This is a genomic window from Bradyrhizobium denitrificans, assembly GCF_013179005.1.
Taxonomy (GTDB): Bacteria; Pseudomonadota; Alphaproteobacteria; order Rhizobiales; family Xanthobacteraceae; genus Bradyrhizobium; species Bradyrhizobium denitrificans.
In genome coordinates, this window is sequence record NZ_JABFDP010000039.1 from 1 (window position 1) to 21,709 (window position 21,709).

The following is a 21,709-nucleotide window of genomic DNA, read 5'->3' on the forward strand; positions in this document are numbered from 1 at the left end:
TGCCGGAGATGAACGGCTTCGAATTCGCCGAGGCGATCCGCTCGGACCAGAACCTGAACCAGCTGCCGGTCATCGCGGTATCGTCGCTGGTGTCGCCGGCGGCGATCGAGCGCGGCCGCCAGGCCGGGCTCTACGACTACATCGCCAAGTTCGACCGGCCTGGTCTGATCGCGGCGCTGAAGGAACAGATCGAGGAACGGGCGCGGGCCGAAGCCAACCGGCGCGCCGCGTAACAGCAACCGGCAGGAGTAGCGTGNGCGGGCCGAAGCCAACCGGCGCGCCGCGTAACAGCAACCGGCAGGAGTAGCGTGCGATGAGCAGTAAGATCGAAGCCACTGACGGCGCGGCCTCCGAATTCGTGACTGCCGTCATCGGCGGTCAGCTGTTCGGCCTGCCGATCTCGCGGGTGCAGGACGTGTTCATGCCGGAGCGTGTCACGCGGGTGCCGCTGTCGTCGGCCGAGATCGCCGGCGTGCTGAATCTGCGCGGCCGCATCGTCACCGTGATCGACATGCGGGCGCGGCTCGGCCTTGCCAGGGCCGACGACGGCAAGCCGCCGATGGCGGTCGGCGTCGACCTGCGCGGCGAGTCCTATGGCCTGCTGATCGACCAGATCGGCGAGGTGCTGCGGCTGCCAGAGGCGAGCCGGGAGGAAAATCCCGTCAACCTCGATCCGCGCATGGCCAAATTCGCCGGTGGTGTCCACCGCCTCGATGGCCAGCTGATGGTCGTCCTCGATGTCGATCGCGTCCTCGAGCTTCTGCCCAAGGCAGCTATCGCCGCCTAGCCTCTCAACCATCCCATAGGGGAGATCAAAATGAAAAGCTGTCTGGTCGTGGATGACTCCAGCGTGGTCCGCAAGATCGCGCGCCGTATCCTTGAGGAGCTGGGCTTCTCGGTCGTCGAGGCGGAAGATGGTGAGCAGGCGCTGGAGCTCTGCACCAAGAGCCTGCCCGAGGCGATTCTGCTCGACTGGAACATGCCGGTCATGGACGGCTATGATTTCCTCGGTCGTTTGCGCCGGCTGCCCGGAGGCGAGGGCCCGAAGGTGGTGTTCTGCACCACGGAGAATGACATCGATCATATCTCGCGCGCGCTGAATGCCGGCGCCAACGAGTACATCATGAAGCCGTTCGACAAGGAAATCGTCGCCGCTAAGTTCCAGGAAGTTGGTCTCATCCAGGCAATGTCAGCCGAGTCCGCCTGATCCCTTCCTCTGCCCAGAAGAGGCCGTCCGTGAACCAGCCAGATTATGAGTTCCTGCGCAAGCTGCTCCGAGACAAGTCCGGTCTCGACCTGTCAGCCGATAAGCAATATCTGATCGAGAGCCGCCTGCTTCCTCTTGCGCGCAAGGCCGGCCTCGCCAGCATCAGCGATCTCGTCCAGAAGCTGAAGGACGGGTCGAGCGCCTTGATCAGCCAGGTCGTCGAGGCCATGACGACCAACGAGACGTTCTTCTTCCGTGACAAGGTCCCGTTCGATCATTTCCGCGACGTGATCATGCCGGAGCTGCTGAAGGCGCGCGCCGGTCGCAAGTCGATCCGGATCTGGTGCGCCGCATGCTCGACGGGGCAGGAGCCCTATTCCCTGGCGATGTCGCTCAAGGAGATGAGCGCCGCGCTCAATGGATGGCGCGTCGAGATTCTCGCGACCGATCTCTCGCAGGAAGTGCTCGAGAAATCGAAGGCCGGACTCTACAGCCAGTTCGAGGTACAGCGCGGTCTGCCGATCCAGCTTCTGGTCAAGTACTTCAAGCAGGCCGGTGAGCTCTGGCAGATCAATTCCGACGTTCGCGGCATGGTGCAGCATCGTCAGCTCAACCTGCTGCACGATTTTTCGCAGCTGGGGACCTTCGACGTCGTCTTCTGCCGCAACGTGCTGATCTATTTCGACCAGGACACGAAGATCAATATCTTCAACCGGCTCGCCAAGCAGATGGAGCCGGACGGGTTCCTGGTGCTGGGTGCGGCGGAAACCGTGGTCGGCCTCACCGACGTCTTCAAGCCGCTGGCTGATCGGCGCGGCCTGTATCGTCCAAGCGGTGCCGCTTCCTCCGCCAAGCCACCGGCGCCGGGAATGCCTCGGGTCGCGGCCGCAGGAAACTAAGCCGCCTTTAATGCAGACTGACAGGACACAAAGATGTCTGATGAGAACAAGGGTACGGAGCGCGTCACCTTCAGCCGAGGCTACGATGTCTGCATCATGGGCATCGACGGGACATGGCGACGCGATTGCCAGCTCAACGCCATTTCGGACAATGACGCGGTCTTGACCGTCGAAGGATCGATCCAGGGCCTCAATCTGAAGGAGTTCTTTCTGCTGCTCTCCTCGACGGGGCTCGCTTATCGCCGTTGCGAACTGGTCCGGGTCAACGGCGCCGAGATGGACATCCAATTCATCAAGGGCAAGAACAAGAAGAAGCGCAGCGGTGCTTCGTCAGGCCAGGAAGCCACAGTGAGCTAAGCCTACGCGTGTGGCCCGGCAGCCTGCGCGGGCTTCAGCCAGGTTGGCGTCGTTTTCTCGTGGAACTGGTCCACCGGGCTGGTTTCCTGCGCAATTGCTAAGGTCTGTGTCCGTTTTTCCGGAACTGATTTACGCCAGCGCAGGGTCCGATGTGTATGACGAAACGGTCAGTCAATCTTTCCAGGAACGGCCCATGTCGGTCATGAGTTCGGAACTTGCTAGTCGCCGCCCGGACGCCGCGGAGGAGGGCGACCGGCGTGCGCTGCAGCTCTTGGTCGTCGACGACGATGCGTCCCAACGAACCTTGATTTCACTGGCAGCGAAGCAGGCTGGCCACGCGGTCACGGTGGTCGCAAGCTGCGCTGAGGCGATCCGCGAGATCGGCCACAAGCGCTTCGATTGCGTGACCCTCGATCTGATGCTGGAAGACGGAGACGGGACCGAGGTCCTCAAGGCCATTGCGGATAGCCGGTTCGCGGGTTCGGTCATCGTCATCAGCGGGATGGATGCGGCGCGGCGAATCGCGGCCCGGCTCTATGCGCGCTCGCTTGGCATTGACCTGCAGAGCCTGCCCAAGCCGGTCGATTTGGCCGCACTTCGAATCTTCCTGGCCAATCTCGGCAAGACAGCGTTGGGTTTGCCAGTTGTACACACCTGGGGCGGCGTGGCCGCCGAGAGTGTTGCCGCGAAACATCGATCCTGAACTCATGACAGAGGTGCGTGCCGCTGTTTCGAGCCGCCTCGATGAGATGCATCTTCCCAGTTTCGTCCGCATTTGATGAAAACAATGGCAGTCCGACGAGACGTCGGCCTGTTGTGTCGGATGCTGTGCAGAGTACGGACCGTCTCAGCCCCTCATCGATGTGGTCCGGGTGCAGCGATCATGCGTTTTGACCTGGAGCGCGGCCGCGACCTGGGGACGGGACTTGGGAACGGGACTTGGGAACGCGACTTGGAAATTTGACCTTGATCATGATTTGCGCGGCGCCAATGTGTTTTGCACGGCAGCACGAGGCGCTCAAAGAGCGTCTTGAGATCGCGGCGAGTTCGTGTTCTCGTGATCTCGGAGAGTGATCCGCCGCTACTACTTGTGGGTTAGGATCACAAACCGTACAAATACGGGTGCTCAAAACGCCTGCTGAGTGTGGTATCATAAGACGCGTTTTCATTGTTTCTTCTCCTTTGCAAGAGCAATCGCCCATGGCTGAACAAGCAAATTCCCGCGGTGAGATTTTTGTCGTCGACGACGATCCGGCCGTACGCGACACACTCTCGATGGTTTTGTCGGCCGGTGGCTACGAAGTGATCTGCTTCGCGGATGGCGCGGCGCTGCTGGCCGTTGCGCGAAGCCGGACGCCCGCCTGCATCCTGCTCGACGTGCATATCCCCGGAAAGTCGGGCCTCGACATTCTCCGGGAACTTCACGGCGAGGATTATCCCGCGCCCATTTTCATGATTTCCGGGCAAGGAGATATTCCGATGGCTGTGAACGCCATCAAATACGGCGCCCTCGACTTCATCGAGAAGCCGTTCCGCGGCAGCGAGATCGTGGCCCGCCTGAACGAAGCGATCGGCGCCTTCGCACGCCGACAGAAGGAGAATGCTTCGCCCAAGATCGGGTCGCTGCATTTCCCCGGACGCGAACCGCTCACGCGGCGCGAGCGCGAGGTGCTGGAACAGTTCACGGCAGGTGCTTCGAACAAGGAGGCGGGTCGCACGCTTGGCATCAGCCCGCGTACCATTGAGGACCACCGCGCCAACATCATGAAGAAGCTTGGAGCGCGGAATGCCGCCGATCTGATCCGCATCGTGATGACGGCGTCGCGTACCAATTAACAAATGAGGGCTGCGTTCCTATCCTGGGAATGCACGCCGGAACAGGCGTCTGGCCGGTGGGGTGCCTGCTGCTGGCTCGGAACCGGGGCCCCGGCGGGCTCATTCGCTTCCGTTCTCTGGGTGGGCGGCTGACCGGCCTAGTCCGATGTGAGCGCAGTCCGAATCATTTTGGCCAGCTCGGATTTGCGGTACGGTTTCGGCAGCAGCAGCAGTCCCTCGTCGAGCCGTCCATGATGGACGATGGCGTTCTCCGTGTATCCGGACGTGAAGAGCACGCGCTGTCCGGGGCGAAGCCGCTGGATTTCTGAGGCCAACTGCCGTCCATTCATCGTGCCCGGCATGATGATGTCAGTGAACAACAGATCGAAGCGCTCGCCGCCATTGGCGATCGCGAGGGCTTCGGCGGCATTCGCGGCCTCAAGGGTCGCGTAGCCCAGCGCATGCAGCTGGGCAAGCACGTAACCTCGCACCAGCCGGTCGTCCTCGACCACCAGGATCGTCTCGTGCCCGCCCTCGATCGCCGGGGCGGCGCTCGCGGCCGGTATCGCCACGCCCTCCCGACCCGGGGGAAGATACATGCGAATCGTGGTGCCGTGTCCCTCTTCGCTGTAGATCCGGACATGGCCGGAGGACTGCTTCACGAAGCCGTATACCATCGACAGTCCGAGCCCCGTTCCCTTGCCTGGGCCCTTCGACGTGAAGAACGGATTGAAGACCTTGTCGATGATGGCTGCCGGAATGCCGCTGCCGCTGTCGCTGACCGCGATCATGGCATAGCGCCCGGGCCTGACGTCATCGTAGAGACTCGCATAGTTCTCGTCGAGGTCGGCCCAGCCGGTCTCCAAGATCAGCTTGCCGCCGCTCGGCATCGCGTCGCGGGCATTCAGCGCGAGGTTGATGATCGCAGTGGCAAGCTGGTTGGGGTCGACATGGGCCGCGCAGGTCTCGTCCTGGAAGACCGACTCGATCTCGATCTGCTCGCCGAGCGTCGGTCGCAGCAGCTTCGCCGTGTCGATGACCAGCATGTTGACGTCGACCTCGCGCGGCTGCAGCGGCTGCCGGCGCGCGAAGGCGAGCAAATGCTGGGTGAGGTCGGCGCCGCGGGCGGCGGCCTCGTCGATCATCCTGGTGATGGCCGCGAGCTGCGGCTCCTTGGCGACAGCGGCAGCGAGAATCTCGATGGTGCCGGTGATCACGGTGAGGATATTGTTGAAGTCGTGGGCGATGCCGCCGGTGAGTTGGCCGATCGCCTCCATCTTCTCTGACTGCCGAATGCGCTCCTCGGCGGCGATCTTGTCGGTCAGGTCCCGGAAGAAACCGTTGAAGACAAAGCCGTTGCGGGTCTTGAGCGCGGTGACGCTCACTTCCGCCTTGAATTCGCGGCCGTCGCGGCGCCTCACGATGACCTCGCGCCGACGGCCGATCCCAAGCGCGCTGGCCTCTCCGGTCAGCACGATGCGACCGAGCGCGGAACGCAGTTCCTCGCCTTCGTCGTCGATCGTGATCAGATCGAACACGTCCTTGCCGAGGATTTCGGCGCGCGGCCAACCGAAGATCTTCTCGGCCTGGGAGTTCCAGTTGAGGATGGCGCCCTTTGCGTCGACCTGAACGAACGCGTCGAGTGCCGTTTCAATGATGTTGCGGGCGAGCTGCTCGCTCTCGCGCAGGGTCTCCTGCGCCAGCCGGCTTTCGGTCATGTCGCGCCCGATGAAGAAATGCCGCTGCACCGGTTCCGACCAGTTCGAGGTCCAGGATAGGGTGACGACCCGGCCGTCTTTATGGACGTAGCGACCGTCGGAGTTGCGCGGGCTCAGCCCATGGCGGGACGCGCGTAGTTCGTCGCGGGCCTTCTGCAGATCGTCCGGATGGATGAAGTCAGCGCCGTTGCGGCCAATCATCTCGGCAGGCGTATAGCCGAGAATGGCCTCGACGCTCGGCGAGACCTGCACCAAGATGCCGCTGCGGTCGGTGATCAGGATCAGATCCTGCGATGTCTCGAAGATCCGCCGGCGTTCCTCCGTCTGCTGACGCAGGGCCTGCTCGGTCTTGCGACTCTCGGTGATGTCGCGCGCGATCTTGGATGCGCCGATGATCTGTCCGGTGGGTGACTTGATCGGGGAGACGCTGAGCGAGACAAGAATGTGCTCGCCATCCTTGCGAATACGCACCGTCTCGAAATGCTGGATCCGCTCGCCTCGTGCGACGCGCAGCAGGATGTCCTGGGCTTCGGCCATTCGGCCGGCGGGCACGACGAAATCTGCCTGGCGGCCGACGGCCTCTTCGGCGGCGTAGCCGAGCATGGTCTCGGCGGCCGGATTCCAGGCCGTGATGGTGCCGTCGAGCGCGAGGGTCACGATGGCATCATTGGAGGATTCGACCGCGGCGCTGTACAGCCGCTCGCGCGCCGCGAAATGATCGCGTGCCGCCTCCGTCAGGTAATGTTCCTGGACCTCGCGTTCGAGCTCCGCGGTCTTGGCGCGGACCTCCTCCAGGACCCGCGCGAACGCCCGCGCCAGGACCCCGGTCTCGCCGACGGCCTCCAGCGGAATTTTCACCGACTCGCCGCGCCCCACGCTTTCGACGGCTTGGGTCAGTTGATTGATGGGACGTGTCAGCGACCGCGCCACGACGAAAGCGAGGGCGGCCGCGCACAGCATCGCGATCAATCCGACCTCGATCGCCGTCTTCCGAATGGCGAGCGCCGGCGCCATGAAGGCGGTGTTCGGGATCGTCTCGATCACTGCGACCCATTCCTGCCCGGCGAGCATCGCCGGAGCGAAGGCCACGCCGCCCGGACGCTTCGCGTCGTCGTGAAGAATCCGTGCGAAGCCCTGGGTCGAGCCGGTCGCGCTGGCCAGGCTCGGAAAATCGTCCTGCCACCGCGTCGATCCGCCGCGCTTCGAGGCGAACTCGCGGTCCGACTCGGGATGGAAGAGATAGTCGCCGCGAGCGTTCACGACGTAGAGCTGAGCGCCCGGGCGCGCCGCCGAACGCAGATGTGCGAAGATCGGCCGCATGTCCAGATCGAGCATCAAAATGGCAAATGGCTTGCCGTCCGGCGAGAACACGGGCGTGCCCACGCAGAGCATCGGGACGCCGGTCTTCGGGTCCGTCGTGTTGCCGTCGAGAATGATCGGCGACACGCGGATTCCGCCGGGCGCGAGCTGCAGCGTCTCCGTGATATATTTGCGCTCGCCGCGCGTGATCAGCTCATTCTCGGGAACGATGCGAACCGTGCCGCCGGGTCCTAGCCGGTCGACCCGGATCAGCTCGCGATAATTGTTTTCGATCCCGACCAGGCGGACCATCGCGTAGGTCGTCTTGGCCTGCAGCTCGGCAAAATAGCGCATGGCGACCCGCTCGCGCCACGACTGCGCCGACAGACCCTCGCGCGGATCGGGGCCTCCCGTTTTCAGCGTGCGAATGAGCGTGGCGAGATTGGGCGAGGCGCGATAGCCGTTGAGATCGTTGCGGGCGCCGCCGACATAGTTCTCGAGCTCGGTGGCCATCAGGCGCGAATGCGCTTCGATGCGGTCCAGGGCACGCGGCAGCAGCGCGCTTTCGAGGCTGCGGTAGCCAAGCCAGCCGACAGCGAACACGGCCATCGCGACCAGCAGGATCATCGCAATGGCGAGCCGCGTCGTGAGCGTCAGGCGCCGGCCCAGGCCGAGCGCCTCGCGGCCGTCAGGCGACCCGGCCCGGCCAGGCTGCTGGCCCATTCTGCTGTCAGGCGTTCGGAACAGCATCGGGGCCTGGCCGGGATGGAGCCGCGTTCGTCCCTCCGCGCTCCAGGCAATCGGAGACCATCGCCAAGAGAGCTGCCGGCTTGAACGGCTTCGGCAGCGCCGATACCGCCCCCAGCTTGGTGGCCATGGTAAGATAGTCAGGCTCCGAGATCGAGTTCGGGGTGTTCGGACGCCCCGAGGTCATCAGGATCGGCGTGCTCGGAGCGTGCTTGAGGATCAGGCGCATGGCTTCCAAGCCGTCCATGCCCGGCATGAAGATGTCCATGACAACGAGGTCGAAGCTCTCGCCCTGAAATCTGGCGATGGCCTTCTGACCGTCGTCCGCCACCGTCACGGCGTGGCCGGCCTGCTGCAGCAGCCGCTGGATCGTCATCTGCATGACCGGATCGTCGTCTACGACCAGTATCTTCGCCACGGTCCGTGTCTCCCGAATGCTGGCGGCAAGACCAACGGTCAGTTGTAAAGGTTTTGCCCAATTCGCGTCGCGCCGCAAGCGCTTCCCCGCGCCTGTCACCCGTTCCGACCAGGCCGGAGCAATGATCACCGGAAAATTGGGGCGTTTTCGGCCGGCGCGACGCTCCAGCGCAGCCCCCTTGCTCAAACCTCCAGCCTTGCCTCCCTTTGAGGCACTCGCGCCGTAGTTGTACGGGCGGAACGCTTCACATTCGCTTAATCGGATCAATAGAAGAGTTACCATGGTTCCCGTCATGCTTGTATCGGCGTGGCCGGATTGATTGCGCAACCTTTGGGTACATTTTCAACGACCTGCTATCTTGGACGAGGTGAGATGATGTTCGGCAAGATCAAGATCGGAGCTCGCTTGTCGCTCGGCTTCGGTGTGCTGGTTGCCGTTGGGCTGGCGACGGCTGCCTTTGCGTATCGGGAGCTCGACTTCATCTTGGCGAAGGTCGTGCGCATGGCCGATCAGTCACAGAACGCGATCGGCGTGGTCAGGATTGCCGGCGAACTCCATGCCGCATCGCGGGCGCTGCTCCGCTATCAGATGGATCGTGACCAGGCCTCCTATGGCGAGGCGGAAACGCGGCTGGCAAGCGCCGCCACCACTCTTGAGGCGACGATTCGTCGGACGGTGTCGCAGGAGCGCCTTGCAGCCTATCGCGTGCTGCAGCCGGAAATCGCGTCCTTGAATGAAAAGCGTCTGGCGCTGGGCCGCGTTCTGCAGGCCTATTTCGCCGGTCGCGATGCATTGTTCGAGGACGGCGACCGATTGGCAGCCGATCTGCGCAAGCTGGTGGAGGCCGCCCAGGCGTCGCGTGAAGCTGCGGCGATTGCAGCGTTGGAGACGAGCATTGTTGCGGCGCGCATCGCGGTCTGGCGGCATCTTGCCACATCCGATGTCAAGCCGCGCGAGGCATTCCAGGCCGAGCTGACGCGGTCGCGCGCGCAGTTTGCCGAGTTGGAGAAGCGGGACCTCGCACCCGCGTTGGCTCCGCTGGTTGCGACGGTCAAAGCCGATCTGAACAAATATGCCGGCAGCTTCGAGACGGCCTCCAGCGGCCTGCTGCGGGGCCATGAGATCCTGGTCGGCGAGATCGGGCCGCTCACCAAGAGCGCGATCGACCGCATCGAAAAGGTCGAGAGCGGCATCCGTTCGGCCTATAGCGCGACGATCGAGGAGACCAGCGGGTTGATCGCGACCTCGTCACAGGTGCAACTGACGACGGCGCTCATCGCGGCCTTGGTCGGCGCCCTCTGCGCGGTGTTGATCACCCGCAGCATTGTCGGTCCGGTCCGCGTGCTCGCGGATGAGGCCGGGCGGCTGTCAGCGGGCGATACATCGGTCGAATTTCTGGGCGCGCGGCGTGGCGACGAGATCGGCCAATTGGCGGGCGCCGTGGCCAAGTTTCGCGACAACGTTCTGGCGCAGCAACAGGCTGCCAAGGAGGTCAGTGCTGCCGCAGAGCAGCGTGACGCTGTCAACCGCAATATGGAGCAGGCCGTCGAGGAGTTCAGGCAAGCGGCCGAAGGGCTGCTCGGAAGGGTCGGCGAGAATGCCGGCAGGATGAAGCAGACCGCCGGCGCGCTCACCGAGATTGCAACCCATGCGACGCAGCAGGCCGACGCAGCGGCTGACGCGTCGGAGCGGACGGCCGCGAATGTCCAGACCGTGGCCGCGGCCGCCGAGGAGCTGGCAGGCTCGATTCAGGAGATCGCACGTCAGATCGACCGCTCGAATTCCACGGTGCGTTCGGCCAACACCACGACGGCACGTTCGGAAAGCGAGATCGAGGGCCTGGCGCAGGCGGCCCAGAGCATCTCCTCGGTGGTCGACCTGATCCAGGCGATCGCAGCGCAAACCAACCTGCTGGCGCTCAATGCGACGATCGAGGCCGCGCGCGCCGGAGAAGCCGGCCGCGGCTTCGCGGTGGTCGCGCAGGAGGTGAAATCGCTGGCGGAGCAGACCGCCAAGGCGACGCAGGAGATCGCGCAACACGTTCAGGGCATCCAGACCTCGACCGGGAATGCCGTCGCGTCCGTGAAGCAGGTCGGTGTTGCGATGCGCGAGATCGACGAAGTCACGGGCGCGATCGCCAGTGCGGTCGAGCAGCAGGGTGCCGCGACGCGCGAGATCTCGCAGAACGTGCAGATGGCTGCGTCCGGCTCGCACACTTTGGCGTCGAACATCGCCACGGTCAGCGAAGCGATCCGCAAGACCAATCGCTCCGCCGATCAGGTGTCCGATTCCTCCGGTCAGGTCTCTGAGGCGGCCGAGCGTCTGGCGGAGGAGGTCCGCAGCTTCTTCGTCAAGCTTCGTACCGGTCCATTGGATCGTCGCAAGGAGGATGATGCGGCCTACAGGGGACCGGAGCGTCGGCAGAACTACATCGCCTCCTTGTCCGGACGGCGAAAAAGCGCAGCGTGAGTCGGACTGCCCGGTGGTGCAGGACGGGCTGAGTTGAATTGTTGGGGGAGTTCAATGTTTGGCTACATTTCGAAATTGAGGATTCAGAGCCGGCTGCTCGCCGGCTTCGGTCTGCTTTGCGTGTTGCTCGCTTGTTCCGTGGGTTATTCGGCCTATGCCGTCTCCGACCTGTCGGCGAAATTCAGCAAGGTCGTCACGCTGAGATCGCCCGTCGCCATCACCAGCACCCAATTGGTCGCCGATCTCCATGCGACGCTTTCAGCCCTGCGCGGATATCTGCTGACGGGAGATCCCGAGATGAAGCAGCGCCGGGCGGCGCTGTGGGCCGAGTTCGACACATCGGTCCAGCAGTTCGACCGCCTTGCTGACAAGTTCGCGCTTCCTGAGAACCGGGCGTTGTGGGCCGAAGTCAAGCCGCTGGTCGCGGAGTTCAGGACCGCCCAGGACAAGGCCGAAAGCGTTGCCTTTACCGCCGACGCCTATCCGGCGACGAAGCTGCTTGGCGCGGAGGCGTCGCCGCTGATCGCGACGATGTTCGCCGAGGTCACCCGGATGATCGATGAGGAGAATTCACTGGAGGCGACCCCGGAACGGAAGCGCCTGTTGAAGACGATGGCCGATCTCCGCGGCAATCTCGCCGCAGCCGGCTCGCAGCTGAGGCTGTACGTGGCATCGGGCGACGTATCGGATCGCGACAAATTCGCCGCTCCCTATACCAACTACAAGAACGCGGTGGCGGCCATCAGGTCCCAGGCGGATCTGTTGACGTCGACGCAGAAGGCCGCCTTCGACAAGGTGAGCAAGGCGAGCGAGGCGCTCGCGCCGCTGCCGGACAGGATCTTCGCCATCCGCCAGTCGCCGCAATGGAATGCGGCGGTGTACCTGCTCGCGACCGAGGCGACGCCGCGGGCCAACAAGCTGCTCGACCTGCTGGACGGCAAGAAGCGGCCCGACGGTACGTTCGGTGGCGGGCTCAAGACCAACCAGCAGGATCTGCTGGTCAAGGAGTCGACGGACGTCGCGGCGCTGATCGACCAGCTGCTGTTCATCGAGTGGACGCTGCTCGGGGTTGGGCTGCTGCTGGGACTGGGCATCGCGATCCTGGTCGCGCGCTCGATTACGCGGCCGATCCAGGAACTGGTCGCCGACGCCGTTCTCCTGTCGGAGGGCGATACGACGGTGGAGTTCAGGACCGCGGAGCTGGCCGACGAGGTTGGCGATGTGTCAAAGGCGGTGGCGATCTTCCGCGACACTGCGATTGCGCAGCAGCAGGCGTCGTCAAACTATGTTCGTGAAGCCGAGGCGCGCGAAGCGATGAACCGCAACATGGAAGAGGCCGTGGAGGCCTTCCGCGCCAAATCGACGGAGCTGCTGTCCGAGGTGGACGACAATGTCGGCGTGATGAGGAGCACCGCGGAATCGCTGACGGGGATCGCAGGTCACGCCACCGAGCAGGCCGCTTCCGCAGCCGGCGCCTCGGAGAAGACCGCAGTCAACGTGCAGACCGTCGCGGCGGCGGCTGAACAGCTTGCGAGCTCCATTGTCGAGATCGGCCGCCAGATCGAGCTCTCCAACACCACGGTGCGCAATGCCAATGCGACCACGGCGCGGTCGGAAGCCGAGATCGAAAGTCTCGCCCAGGCGGCCCAGAGCATCTCGACCGTCGTCGATCTGATCCAGGCGATCGCGGCTCAGACCAATCTTCTGGCGCTGAATGCGACCATCGAGGCGGCCCGTGCCGGTGAGGCCGGCCGCGGCTTTGCCGTCGTCGCGCAGGAGGTGAAGTCCCTCGCGGAGCAGACCGCCAAGGCGACCCAGGAGATCGGCCAGCACGTGCAGGGCATCCAGAACTCGACCAGCAACGCCGTCGCCTCGGTCAAGGAGGTCTCCACGGCGATGCGCCAGATGGCCGACGTCACGACCGCCATCGCCAGCGCGGTCGAGCAGCAGGGCGCGGCGACACGGGAGATCACGGAGAACGTTCAGATGGCGGCCTCGGGCAGCAAGATGCTCGCCTCGAACATTTCGACCGTCAGCGGCGCGATCGAGGAGACCAGCCAGTCCGCCGCGAGCGTCCGCGATGCCTCGAACAACGTGTCGCGGGTGGCCGAGGACCTTGCAGCCGAGGTCCAGGACTTTTTCATCCGGCTGCGCAGCGGTCCGCTCGACCGCCGTGTCGATGACGATCCGAACTATCAGGGCCCCGAGCGCCGCGCCAATTCGGGCGCCGGCCGCAGGCGTGGGCAGGCGGCGTGATAGCGGGCGCGTTCGAGGACGAAGCTATCCGCTGAGATAGTCCGGCCAGCGTCCGCGGATGGTCGCGAGATCGCTCAACGTGCCCGTCAGGTGCTCGCGCAGATGCGCTTGCGCGGCGTCCGGCTGGCCGGCCGCGATCGCGTCGACGATCTGCTTGTGGTGCCGCAGGATCGTCTGCGCCTTGCCGGGCGACGGCAGATGCAGCCGCCGCAGCCGGTCGATATGGCCGCTGCGGCTGCGCACCAGCAGCCATAGCTCCTGCTTGTCGGCGGCGGTGTAGAGCCGCTCGTGGAAGGCGTTGTCGACGACAGTGAAGGACGCGAAATCGCCATCCTTCGCAAACCGCCGCTGCTGGGCAATCAGCCCGTTGAGCTCATCGACCGGTGCGATGGCCGGCTGTAACGCGAGGAGCCGCACGATCTCAAGCTCCAGCGCCTGGCGCAGGAACTGCGCCTGCTGCGCCCGCCCGACGTCGATCCGGCTGACCAGTGTCGCATGCTGCGGAAACACCTCCACCAGGCCCTCTTCGGCGAGCCGCATCAGGGCGTCGCGGATCGGTGTCGAGCTGAGGCCGAATTCGGCCTGCAGCGTGACCCGTGACAGCGGAGCGCCCGGCGGCAGCACCAGCGCGATGATCTGGTCGCGCAGCCGTTCGAACACTTGCGGCGCCGCGCGCCGGCTCGGATCGAGCCGGTCCTGGAAGCCGGAGGCAGAATGCGGCGCGGGCAGGGAAGCCATGGAGCTCAATCGTGGACGTTGATGTCGCTGCCGAGCAAAGAGAGCTTGTCAGAGATGCACTAATGCATTAGTGCATCTCTCGACCGGCCGTCAAGAAGGAGCCGGCGTGCGAGGAGGGATGTCCCATATGTTGATGAGTTTCGGGCGCTCGGCCACACGAGCCGCAGGTCTGCTGGCCGCCTTGGCTGCGACGACGTGGAGTGTTGCGGCTGCGGCGCAGCAGAAGACCGAAGTCTCGCTGTCACGCCAGCCCGGCATCTTCTACATGCCGAGCCACATCATCGAGAAGCAGAAGCTGATCGAGAAGCATGCCGCCGCGCTCGGTCTTGCCGGCGTGACGACCAAATGGCTGACCTTCTCCGGCGGTGGTGCGCAGACCGATGCGCTGCTCTCCGGCAGCGTCGATATCCTCAACACCGGCACCGGCAATCTGCTGCTGCTGTGGGACCGCACCCGTGGCGGCGTGAAGGGCATCGTCGCCACCTCGGCGCAGCCGATGACGTTGATCAGCCGTGATCCCCATATCAAGTCGATCAAGGATTTCGGCCCGACCGACAAGATCGCGGTGCCGACTGTGAAGGTCTCGACCCAGGCCATCGTGCTGCAGATCGCCGCCGCCGAGGCGTTCGGCGCCGACCAGTGGAATAAGCTCGACGCCAATACGGTGCAGCTCGGTCATCCCGACGCCTATACGGCGCTGTCCAATCCGCAGCACGAGGTGCACAATCACTTTTCGATCCCGCCCTATACGTTCCTCGAAATGAAGAACGTGCCGGGGGCGCATGTCGTGCTGAACTCGCCCGATGTGATGGGCGGGCCGCTCAGCCAGGCGCAGTTCTTCACCACCACGAAGTTCGCCGACGCCAATCCGAAGATCATCCAGGCGGTGCGCGACGCCACCAAGGAGGCGCAGGATCTGATCCGCAGCGACACGAAAGCAGCGGTCGAGATCTACAAGGAGATCACCGGCGACAAGACGTCGACGGAGGACCTGCTGGCCTGGCTCAAGGAACCCGGCATGATGGAGTGGAACCTCGAGCCGCAGGGTACGATGAAGTTCGCGACCCATCTCGCCAAGATCGGCACCATCAAGACTCAGCCCAAGGCCTGGACCGACTATTATCTGCCGGTGGCACACGACCTGAAGGGCAACTGATGTCCGCGCTCCTCGATGTCGATGGCGTCACGCTGCGCTATAAGACCTCCAGTGCCGTGATCACGGCGACCGAGGGCGTCGGCTTCTCCGTCGACCGCTCCGACCGCTTCGTGCTGCTCGGTCCGTCGGGCTGCGGCAAGTCGACGCTGCTGAAGGCCGTCGGCGGCTACATCAAGCCAAGCGAGGGCCGGATGAAAATCAACGGCCGCGAGATTACCGGTCCCGGCGCCGATCGCATGATGATCTTCCAGGAGTTCGACCAACTGCTGCCGTGGAAGACCGTGCTCGCCAACGTCATGTTCCCGCTGTTGACGGCCCGGCGCATGCCGCGCAAGGAGGCCGAGAGCCGCGCCCGCGCGTACATTGAGAAGGTCGGGCTCACGCGCGTGGTCGATGCCTATCCGCACACGCTGTCGGGCGGCATGAAGCAGCGCGTGGCGATTGCCCGGGGCATGGCGATGGAGCCGGACATCCTGCTGATGGACGAGCCGTTCGCCGCGCTCGATGCGCTGACGCGGCGGACCTGCCAGGATGAGCTGCTTCAACTGTGGAGCGAGACCAAATTCACGGTGCTGTTCGTGACCCATTCGATTGCGGAAGCGATCAAGATCGGCAACCGCATCCTGCTGCTGTCGCCGCATCCGGGCCGCGTCAAGGCCGAGGTCATCGATGTCGACAAGGTCTCGGCCGAGGACGGCAGCGCGGCACGCCTGGAGAAGCAGATCCATGATCTCCTGTTTTCTGAACCTGCAACGGCACATTGAGGGCCGCTCCAATGGCTGACGCCAAGATCATCCTGCGCGATACGTCGACGCCGAGTGCGGCGTCGGCTGCCGATGTCGCGCGCAAGCTGAGCGTGTTCGAGCTGCTGTGGAACGACGGCTTCGTGCGCAAGAGCCTGATCATCGTCGTGCTCGCCGCGATCTGGCAGGCCTATGGCAGCTATCTCGACAATCCCCTGCTGTTCCCGACCTTCTCCGACACCATCGCCGCACTGTGGGAGAAGGTCCGCGACGGCACCATCCCGATGCGCGCCTGGACCTCGCTGAAGGTGCTTTTCATGGGCTATGCCGCCGGCATCGCCCTGGCGGCGATCCTGACGGTGCTGGCGATCTCGACCCGCATCGGCACCGACTTCCTCGAAACCGTCACCGCCATGTTCAATCCGCTGCCGGCGATCGCGCTGCTGCCGCTGGCCTTGATCTGGTTCGGGCTCGGCAGCGGCAGCCTCGTCTTTGTGCTGATCCATTCGGTGCTGTGGCCGGTCGCGCTCAACACCCATTCGGGCTTCAAGAGCGTCTCGAACACGCTGCGCATGGTCGGCCGCAATTACGGCCTGACCGGTTTCTCCTACGTGATCCGCATCCTGATTCCGGCAGGGTTCGGCGCCATCCTCACCGGCCTCAAGATTGGCTGGGCCTTCGCCTGGCGCACCTTGATCGCGGCTGAATTGGTGTTCGGTGTCTCATCGGGGCAGGGCGGCCTCGGCTGGTTCATCTTCGAGAACCGCAACCTGCTCGAAATTCCCGCCGTGTTCGCCGGACTTCTCACCGTGATCCTGATCGGTCTCGTGGTCGAGAACCTGATCTTCCGGACCATCGAGCGCAAGACCGTGCTGACCTGGGGCACCCAATCATGAACAAGCAAAAGCAACCCGATCAGCTGCGCAGTGCGCGCTGGTTCGCGCCCGACGACCTCCGCTCCTTTGGTCACCGCTCGCGCGTGATGCAGATGGGCTATGCCCAGGAGGAGTGGAAGGGCCGCCCGGTCATCGCCATCGTCAACACCTGGTCCGATGCGCAGCCCTGCCACATGCACTTCAAGCAGCGGGTCGACGACGTCAAGCGCGGCGTGCTGATGGCGGGCGGCTTCCCGATCGAGTTCCCGGCGCTGTCGCTGTCGGAGTCGCTCCTGAAGCCGACCACGATGCTCTATCGCAACATGCTGGCGATGGATGTCGAGGAGCTCCTGCGCAGCCATCCCGTCGATGGTGTCGTCCTGATGGGCGGCTGCGACAAGACCACGCCGGCGCTCCTGCTCGGCGCCACCAGCATGAACCTGCCGGCGATCTATCTCCCCGCAGGGCCGATGCTGCGCGGCAATTGGAAGGGCAAGACGCTCGGCTCCGGCTCCGACGCCTGGAAATACTGGGACGAGCGCCGCGCCGGAACACTGTCGGACGCCGATTGGAGCGCGATGGAGGCCGGCATCGCCCGCAGCCATGGCACCTGCATGACCATGGGCACGGCGTCGACCATGACCGCGATCGCCGAAGCGATCGGCATGACCCTGCCGGGCGCGTCCTCGATTCCCGCTGCCGATGCCGAGCACATCCGCATGAGCTCGGAATGCGGCCGCCGCATCGTCGAGATGGTGTGGGAGGATCTGACGCCCGCGAAGATCCAGAGCCGTCAGGCGTTCGAGAATGCCATCGCAGTGGCCATGGCGATGGGCTGCTCGACCAATGCGATCATCCATGTGATTGCGCAGGCGCGCCGCGCCGGCGCCGATATCGGCCTCGACGATTTCGAGGCCGCCAGCCGCAAGGTGCCGGTGCTCGCCAATGTCCGACCGAGCGGCGACACCTATCTGATGGAGGATTTCTACTATGCCGGCGGGCTGCCGGGGCTGATGAGCCGGATGAAAGAGCATCTCCATCTCGGCTGCCTCACCGTCAATGGCCGCACCCTCGGCGACAATATCGCCGACGCCGGCGTCTACAATGACGATGTGATCCGGCCGCAGTCCAACCCGATCTATCGCGAAGGCGCGCTCGCCGTCCTCAAGGGCAATCTCGCCCCGGACGGCTGCGTCATCAAGCCCTCCGCCTGCGATCCGCGGTTCCTCAAGCATACCGGCCCGGCGCTGGTGTTCGACGACTATCCGTCGATGAAGAAGGCGATCGACGATCCCGATCTCGACGTGACAGCCGATCACGTGCTGATCCTGCGCAATGCCGGCCCGCAAGGCGGACCGGGCATGCCGGAATGGGGCATGCTCCCGATTCCGACCAAGCTCGTGAAACAGGGCGTGCGCGACATGGTGCGGCTGTCGGACGCGCGCATGAGCGGCACCTCCTATGGCGCCTGCATCCTGCACGTCGCGCCGGAAGCCTATGTCGGCGGTCCGCTGGCGCTGGTGCGCAATGGCGACCTCATCACGCTCGACGTCGCCGCGCGCACGATTGATCTCGACGTGCCAGAAGACGAACTGGCGCGTCGCCGCGCCGAATGGCAGCCGCCCGCGCCGCGCTTCGAGCGCGGCTATGGGTGGATGTTCGCCCGCCACATCAAGCAGGCCAATGATGGCTGCGATTTCGATTTCCTCGAGACCAGTTTCGGCGCCACCATCGGGGAGCCCGCGATCTATTAGTTCGTGCTGTGGCGAGGCCGTGTTCTCGCCCCAACCGCGGTGCGCTCCCTCCCCCTTGTGGGGGAGGGCTGGGGAGGGGGGTACCCCCAAACGACACCGCCGATGTGGACCCCACCCATAGCCGAAGCGCTCTGCTTCGGCGTCTCCTAACGAAGCCGGCCGCGTCCGCGTCCGGTTGCCCCTCCTCGCAGCGGGGAGGGGAGCGCAGCGAGCAGGACATGACCAAACTCAGCACCGCCACCCGCAACAAGCTCAAGACCGTGTCGACGGCCACCGTCGCCACCGCGCTGTTCAAGCGCGGCCTGCGCATCCAGTGCATCCAGAACGTTCATCCGCTCAGCCCGCAGCAGCCGACGATGGTCGGCGAGGCGTTCACGCTGCGCTACATCCCGGCGCGCGAGGACCTCAATACGATCGAGGTGTTCAAGGATCGCGGCCATCCGCAGCGCAAGGCGGTGGAGGAATGTCCGCCCGGCGCTGTCCTGGTGATGGACAGCCGCAAGGACGCGCGGGCGGCGTCGGCTGGGGCGATCCTGGTCAGCCGCCTGCAGCAGCGCGGCGTCGCCGGTGTCGTCACCGACGGTGGCTTCCGGGATTCCGCCGAGATCGCCAAGCTCGGCATTCCCGCCTTTCACCAGCGCCCGAGCGCGCCGACCAATCTCACTTTGCATCATGCGATCGAGATCAACGGCCCGATCGCCTGCGGCGATGCCCCGGTGTTTCCCGGCGATGTGATTCTCGGCGACTCCGATGGCGTCATCGTCATCCCAGCTGGCATCGCCGATGAGATCGCCGACGAGACCTTCGAGATGACGGCGTTCGAGGACTTCGTCGCTGACCAGGTCGCGCAAGGCCGGTCCATCCTCGGCCTCTATCCGCCGACCGATCCGCAGACCCCGCAGGACTTCGCGGCCTGGCGGGCCAGGAACGGGCGCTGACGCGTTCGGTCTCTGCATCAGGCGCCGGCCCCGTCGTCGGCGCAGCACGCTCAACTACGTCGATACCGATCGGGTCTACCTAAGCGTGATTGTGCTGATAATCTGAGCACGCTTTCCGCTCAAATCGCCGCGCCGCAGGTTCCAAGTTCACGCTCCCTTAAACGCGCTCACCTATTGATGAATCGTCCGGGCCGACGATCTGGTGGTCGTGATGGTCGCGCGCGGAGAACGAGAACCGCGTGCGAGCCGTACCTCCGCGCAGGTCCCAAGAAAATCAGTCCACGGGCATGAGCGGTATGAAGATCAAGACGCGTTTGTATGGCGGTTTCGGTGTGCTGGTGGCTCTGGGACTGCTGATGGCCGGCTTCGGTCTTTGGCAATCCAGCGCGACCTCCGAACGCGTCGAGCGGCTGAGCACCCAGGCCGAGAACGCGATCGGCGTCGTCAAGATCTCGAGCGAGCTCCAGGCCATTCGCCGGGCTCTGCTGCGCTATCAGTTCGACAATGACGAGGCGTCCTTCGCAGAGGCTGAGCGGCGTCTCGGTGCGACCGCGACGATGCTGGAGCAGAGCGCCAAGGAGGCCGGCTCCGACATGCAACGCGACAGCGCGCGGCAGCTGCAGAAGAGCATCGTGGCCATTCAGGAGGCCCGCACGGCCCTCGGCGGGGCGGTCAAGGTCTATTCCACCGGCCGCACGGCGCTGTTTTCCGAAGGCGACAAGATGAGCGCCGACGTGCAGAAATTCCTGGACGCGATGCAGGCCAGCGACTTCGCGGACGCGGCGCGGGCGCTGGAGAGCCGGGTGCTGCTGGTGCGTGTCGCCAATTGGCGCTTCCTGGCGACCCGCGATCCCAAGGGCCGCGACACTTTCAAGAGCAATCTCGGCAAGGCGATGGCGCAGGTCGCTGAGATCGAGAAGCGTGAGCTCACGCCGGCACAGGCCAAGCTGCTGGACGAGGTCAAGCAGGGCCTCGTCCGCTATGCGGAGGCCTTCGACAAGACCTCCGCCAGCATGCTGCGCGGCGATGAGGTCTACTACAAGGACGTGGCGCCGCTCACGGCTGCGGCGATCGAGGTCATCGACCGTGCGGAGAAGGACATCCGCGCTTCGTTCTCCACGACGGTGAAGGAGACCCATGAGCGGATCAGCTCGGCGACAGCGATGCAGCAGACCCTGGCCGTACTTGCCGGCCTGCTCGGCATTGCGATCGCCATCCTGATCGCCCGCAGCATCAGCGCGCCGCTGACCTCGCTGGTCCGCGATGCTGATCGGCTGTCCGGCGGCGACACCAGCGTCGAATTTCTCGACGCGAGGCGCGGCGACGAGATCGGCGATGTCGCCAAATCGGTGGCCCGCTTCCGCGACAACGTCATCGCGCAGCAGAAGACCGCGAAGGAGGTGGCCGAGGCCGCCGAGCTGCGCGAGGCGACCAGCCGCAACATGGAAGCGGCGGTGGCGCAGTTCCGTGCCGCCTCGGAGCAACTGCTCGGCACCGTCGGCGACAATGCCGGCAAGATGACGCACACCGCCAGGACGCTGACCGGCGTGGCCGGCCAGGCCACGGAGCAGGCCTCGGCCGCTGCCGAGGCGTCAGAGCAGACCGCCTCCAACGTGCAGACCGTCGCATCCGCCGCCGAGGAGCTCGCCAGCTCGATCCAGGAGATCGGCCGCCAGATCGAGCGCGCCAACACCACGGTGCGCGCAGCCGGCTCGGTGACGGCGCGTTCGGAGAGCGAGATCGAAGGGCTGGCGCAGGCCGCGCAGAGCATCTCCTCGGTGGTCGATCTGATCCAGGCCATCGCTGCGCAGACCAACCTGCTCGCGCTCAATGCGACCATCGAGGCGGCCCGTGCCGGCGATGCCGGCCGCGGCTTTGCCGTGGTCGCGCAGGAGGTGAAGTCGCTGGCCGAGCAGACCGCGCGGGCGACGCAGGAGATCGCGCAGCATATTCAGGGCATCCAGACGTCCACGGGCAATGCGGTGGCGTCCGTCAAGGAGGTTGGCTTGGCGATGCGTGAGATCGACGAGGTGACCTCGGCGATCGCGACCGCAGTCGAGCAACAGGGCGCTGCCACGCGCGAGATCTCGCAGAACGTCCAGATGGCGGCCGCAGGTACCCAGAAGCTCGCGAGCAACATCACCACCGTCGGCGATGCCATCCGCGAGACCAACCGTTCCGCCGATCACGTGCTCGGCGCTTCCGGCAGCGTGTCGAGCGCCGCCGATGCGCTCGCCGCCGAAGTGCAGGCCTTCTTTGCCCGCCTGCGCGACGCAAGCGTGAACCGCGGCCGCAACGCTGCTTGAACCGCGACCGACGC

18 protein-coding genes are annotated in these 21,709 nt (G+C 64.8%); 15 read left to right on the forward strand and 3 right to left on the reverse strand.

The window, feature by feature from the left end; all coding sequences use genetic code 11:
• The 7 genes from HL671_RS33100 to HL671_RS33130 form a co-directional block, all read left to right on the forward strand.
• A partial coding sequence (locus HL671_RS33100; RefSeq protein ID WP_172242425.1) for a response regulator occupies positions 1-233 on the forward strand: 233 nt, incomplete at its 5' end.
• A gap of 80 nt (positions 234-313) precedes the next feature.
• Positions 314-787, forward strand: a complete 474-nt coding sequence (locus HL671_RS33105; protein ID WP_012040858.1) for a chemotaxis protein CheW — start codon at positions 314-316, stop codon at positions 785-787.
• A gap of 30 nt (positions 788-817) precedes the next feature.
• Complete coding sequence (locus tag HL671_RS33110; protein WP_012040859.1) at positions 818-1,207, forward strand: response regulator; 390 nt, start codon at positions 818-820, stop codon at positions 1,205-1,207.
• Positions 1,208-1,236: 29 nt separating this feature from the next.
• Entirely contained in the window at positions 1,237-2,106 is an 870-nt protein-coding gene (locus HL671_RS33115) for a CheR family methyltransferase (protein ID WP_012040860.1), read from the forward strand.
• 33 nt (positions 2,107-2,139) lie between these two features.
• A complete protein-coding gene (locus HL671_RS33120) occupies positions 2,140-2,463 on the forward strand; it encodes a hypothetical protein (protein WP_012040861.1) in 324 nt (107 codons plus the stop codon).
• A gap of 193 nt (positions 2,464-2,656) precedes the next feature.
• Positions 2,657-3,166 carry a response regulator gene (locus HL671_RS33125; protein ID WP_012040862.1) on the forward strand — a complete coding sequence of 170 codons (510 nt, stop codon included), beginning with the start codon at positions 2,657-2,659 and terminating at the stop codon, positions 3,164-3,166.
• Between the two features lie 497 nt (positions 3,167-3,663).
• Positions 3,664-4,299, forward strand: coding sequence for a response regulator transcription factor (locus tag HL671_RS33130; protein WP_012040863.1), 636 nt, complete (start codon positions 3,664-3,666; stop codon positions 4,297-4,299).
• 137 nt (positions 4,300-4,436) lie between these two features.
• Here the strand turns inward: HL671_RS33130 and HL671_RS33135 are convergent, their stop codons facing one another.
• Positions 4,437-8,045 carry a PAS domain S-box protein gene (locus HL671_RS33135; protein WP_172242428.1) on the reverse strand — a complete coding sequence of 1,203 codons (3,609 nt, stop codon included), beginning with the start codon at positions 8,043-8,045 and terminating at the stop codon, positions 4,437-4,439.
• A complete protein-coding gene (locus tag HL671_RS33140; protein WP_012040865.1) occupies positions 8,026-8,460 on the reverse strand; it encodes a response regulator in 435 nt (144 codons plus the stop codon). The genes HL671_RS33135 and HL671_RS33140 overlap by 20 nt, the downstream gene beginning before the upstream one ends.
• Before the next feature lie 372 nt (positions 8,461-8,832).
• On the opposite strand from HL671_RS33140, the gene HL671_RS33145 reads away from it, so the two are divergent.
• Positions 8,833-10,929 (forward strand): methyl-accepting chemotaxis protein, encoded by a 2,097-nt coding sequence (locus tag HL671_RS33145; protein WP_246706025.1) that lies wholly within the window; start codon positions 8,833-8,835, stop codon positions 10,927-10,929.
• Positions 10,930-10,983: 54 nt separating this feature from the next.
• Positions 10,984-13,185, forward strand: a complete 2,202-nt coding sequence (locus tag HL671_RS33150; RefSeq protein ID WP_172242434.1) for a HAMP domain-containing methyl-accepting chemotaxis protein — start codon at positions 10,984-10,986, stop codon at positions 13,183-13,185.
• Positions 13,186-13,209: 24 nt separating this feature from the next.
• On the opposite strand, the gene HL671_RS33155 is transcribed toward HL671_RS33150, so the two are convergent.
• On the reverse strand, positions 13,210-13,923 hold the full coding sequence (locus HL671_RS33155) for a GntR family transcriptional regulator (protein ID WP_012040868.1): 714 nt from the start codon (positions 13,921-13,923) through the stop codon (positions 13,210-13,212).
• A gap of 127 nt (positions 13,924-14,050) precedes the next feature.
• Between HL671_RS33155 and HL671_RS33160 the strand changes: the two genes are divergently transcribed.
• The 6 genes from HL671_RS33160 to HL671_RS33185 all read left to right on the forward strand — a co-directional run bounded on the left by HL671_RS33160 (position 14,051) and on the right by HL671_RS33185 (position 21,695).
• Positions 14,051-15,079, forward strand: a complete 1,029-nt coding sequence (locus tag HL671_RS33160; protein WP_012040869.1) for an ABC transporter substrate-binding protein — start codon at positions 14,051-14,053, stop codon at positions 15,077-15,079.
• Positions 15,079-15,843 (forward strand): ABC transporter ATP-binding protein, encoded by a 765-nt coding sequence (locus tag HL671_RS33165; protein ID WP_172242437.1) that lies wholly within the window; start codon positions 15,079-15,081, stop codon positions 15,841-15,843. The genes HL671_RS33160 and HL671_RS33165 overlap by 1 nt, the downstream gene beginning before the upstream one ends.
• Positions 15,844-15,854: 11 nt before the next feature.
• Positions 15,855-16,718, forward strand: coding sequence for an ABC transporter permease (locus HL671_RS33170; protein ID WP_012040871.1), 864 nt, complete (start codon positions 15,855-15,857; stop codon positions 16,716-16,718).
• Complete coding sequence (gene araD / locus HL671_RS33175) at positions 16,715-18,451, forward strand: L-arabinonate dehydratase (protein WP_172242440.1); 1,737 nt, start codon at positions 16,715-16,717, stop codon at positions 18,449-18,451. The genes HL671_RS33170 and araD overlap by 4 nt, the downstream gene beginning before the upstream one ends.
• 218 nt (positions 18,452-18,669) lie before the next feature.
• Positions 18,670-19,389, forward strand: coding sequence for a ribonuclease activity regulator RraA (locus HL671_RS33180; RefSeq protein ID WP_012040873.1), 720 nt, complete (start codon positions 18,670-18,672; stop codon positions 19,387-19,389).
• 287 nt (positions 19,390-19,676) lie between these two features.
• Positions 19,677-21,695: a methyl-accepting chemotaxis protein gene (locus HL671_RS33185; protein ID WP_246706027.1), complete on the forward strand. Its 2,019-nt coding sequence runs from the start codon at positions 19,677-19,679 to the stop codon at positions 21,693-21,695.
• Positions 21,696-21,709 lie beyond the last annotated feature (14 nt).

What these genes read in the sequence shown, in the direction of transcription:
- HL671_RS33120 (WP_012040861.1), top strand. Translation starts at nt 2,140, where the DNA reads ATGTCTGATGAGAACAAGGGTACGGAGCGCGTCACCTTCAGCCGAGGC.
- HL671_RS33125 (WP_012040862.1), top strand. Translation starts at nt 2,657, where the DNA reads ATGTCGGTCATGAGTTCGGAACTTGCTAGTCGCCGCCCGGACGCCGCG.
- HL671_RS33170 (WP_012040871.1), top strand. Translation starts at nt 15,855, where the DNA reads ATGGCTGACGCCAAGATCATCCTGCGCGATACGTCGACGCCGAGTGCG.
- HL671_RS33135 (WP_172242428.1), bottom strand. Translation starts at nt 8,045, where the DNA reads ATGCTGTTCCGAACGCCTGACAGCAGAATGGGCCAGCAGCCTGGCCGG.
- HL671_RS33180 (WP_012040873.1), top strand. Translation starts at nt 18,670, where the DNA reads ATGACCAAACTCAGCACCGCCACCCGCAACAAGCTCAAGACCGTGTCG.
- araD (WP_172242440.1), top strand. Translation starts at nt 16,715, where the DNA reads ATGAACAAGCAAAAGCAACCCGATCAGCTGCGCAGTGCGCGCTGGTTC.
- HL671_RS33105 (WP_012040858.1), top strand. Translation starts at nt 314, where the DNA reads ATGAGCAGTAAGATCGAAGCCACTGACGGCGCGGCCTCCGAATTCGTG.
- HL671_RS33130 (WP_012040863.1), top strand. Translation starts at nt 3,664, where the DNA reads ATGGCTGAACAAGCAAATTCCCGCGGTGAGATTTTTGTCGTCGACGAC.
- HL671_RS33150 (WP_172242434.1), top strand. Translation starts at nt 10,984, where the DNA reads ATGTTTGGCTACATTTCGAAATTGAGGATTCAGAGCCGGCTGCTCGCC.
- HL671_RS33155 (WP_012040868.1), bottom strand. Translation starts at nt 13,923, where the DNA reads ATGGCTTCCCTGCCCGCGCCGCATTCTGCCTCCGGCTTCCAGGACCGG.
- HL671_RS33110 (WP_012040859.1), top strand. Translation starts at nt 818, where the DNA reads ATGAAAAGCTGTCTGGTCGTGGATGACTCCAGCGTGGTCCGCAAGATC.
- HL671_RS33145 (WP_246706025.1), top strand. Translation starts at nt 8,833, where the DNA reads ATGATGTTCGGCAAGATCAAGATCGGAGCTCGCTTGTCGCTCGGCTTC.
- HL671_RS33165 (WP_172242437.1), top strand. Translation starts at nt 15,079, where the DNA reads ATGTCCGCGCTCCTCGATGTCGATGGCGTCACGCTGCGCTATAAGACC.
- HL671_RS33160 (WP_012040869.1), top strand. Translation starts at nt 14,051, where the DNA reads ATGTTGATGAGTTTCGGGCGCTCGGCCACACGAGCCGCAGGTCTGCTG.
- HL671_RS33185 (WP_246706027.1), top strand. Translation starts at nt 19,677, where the DNA reads ATGAGCGGTATGAAGATCAAGACGCGTTTGTATGGCGGTTTCGGTGTG.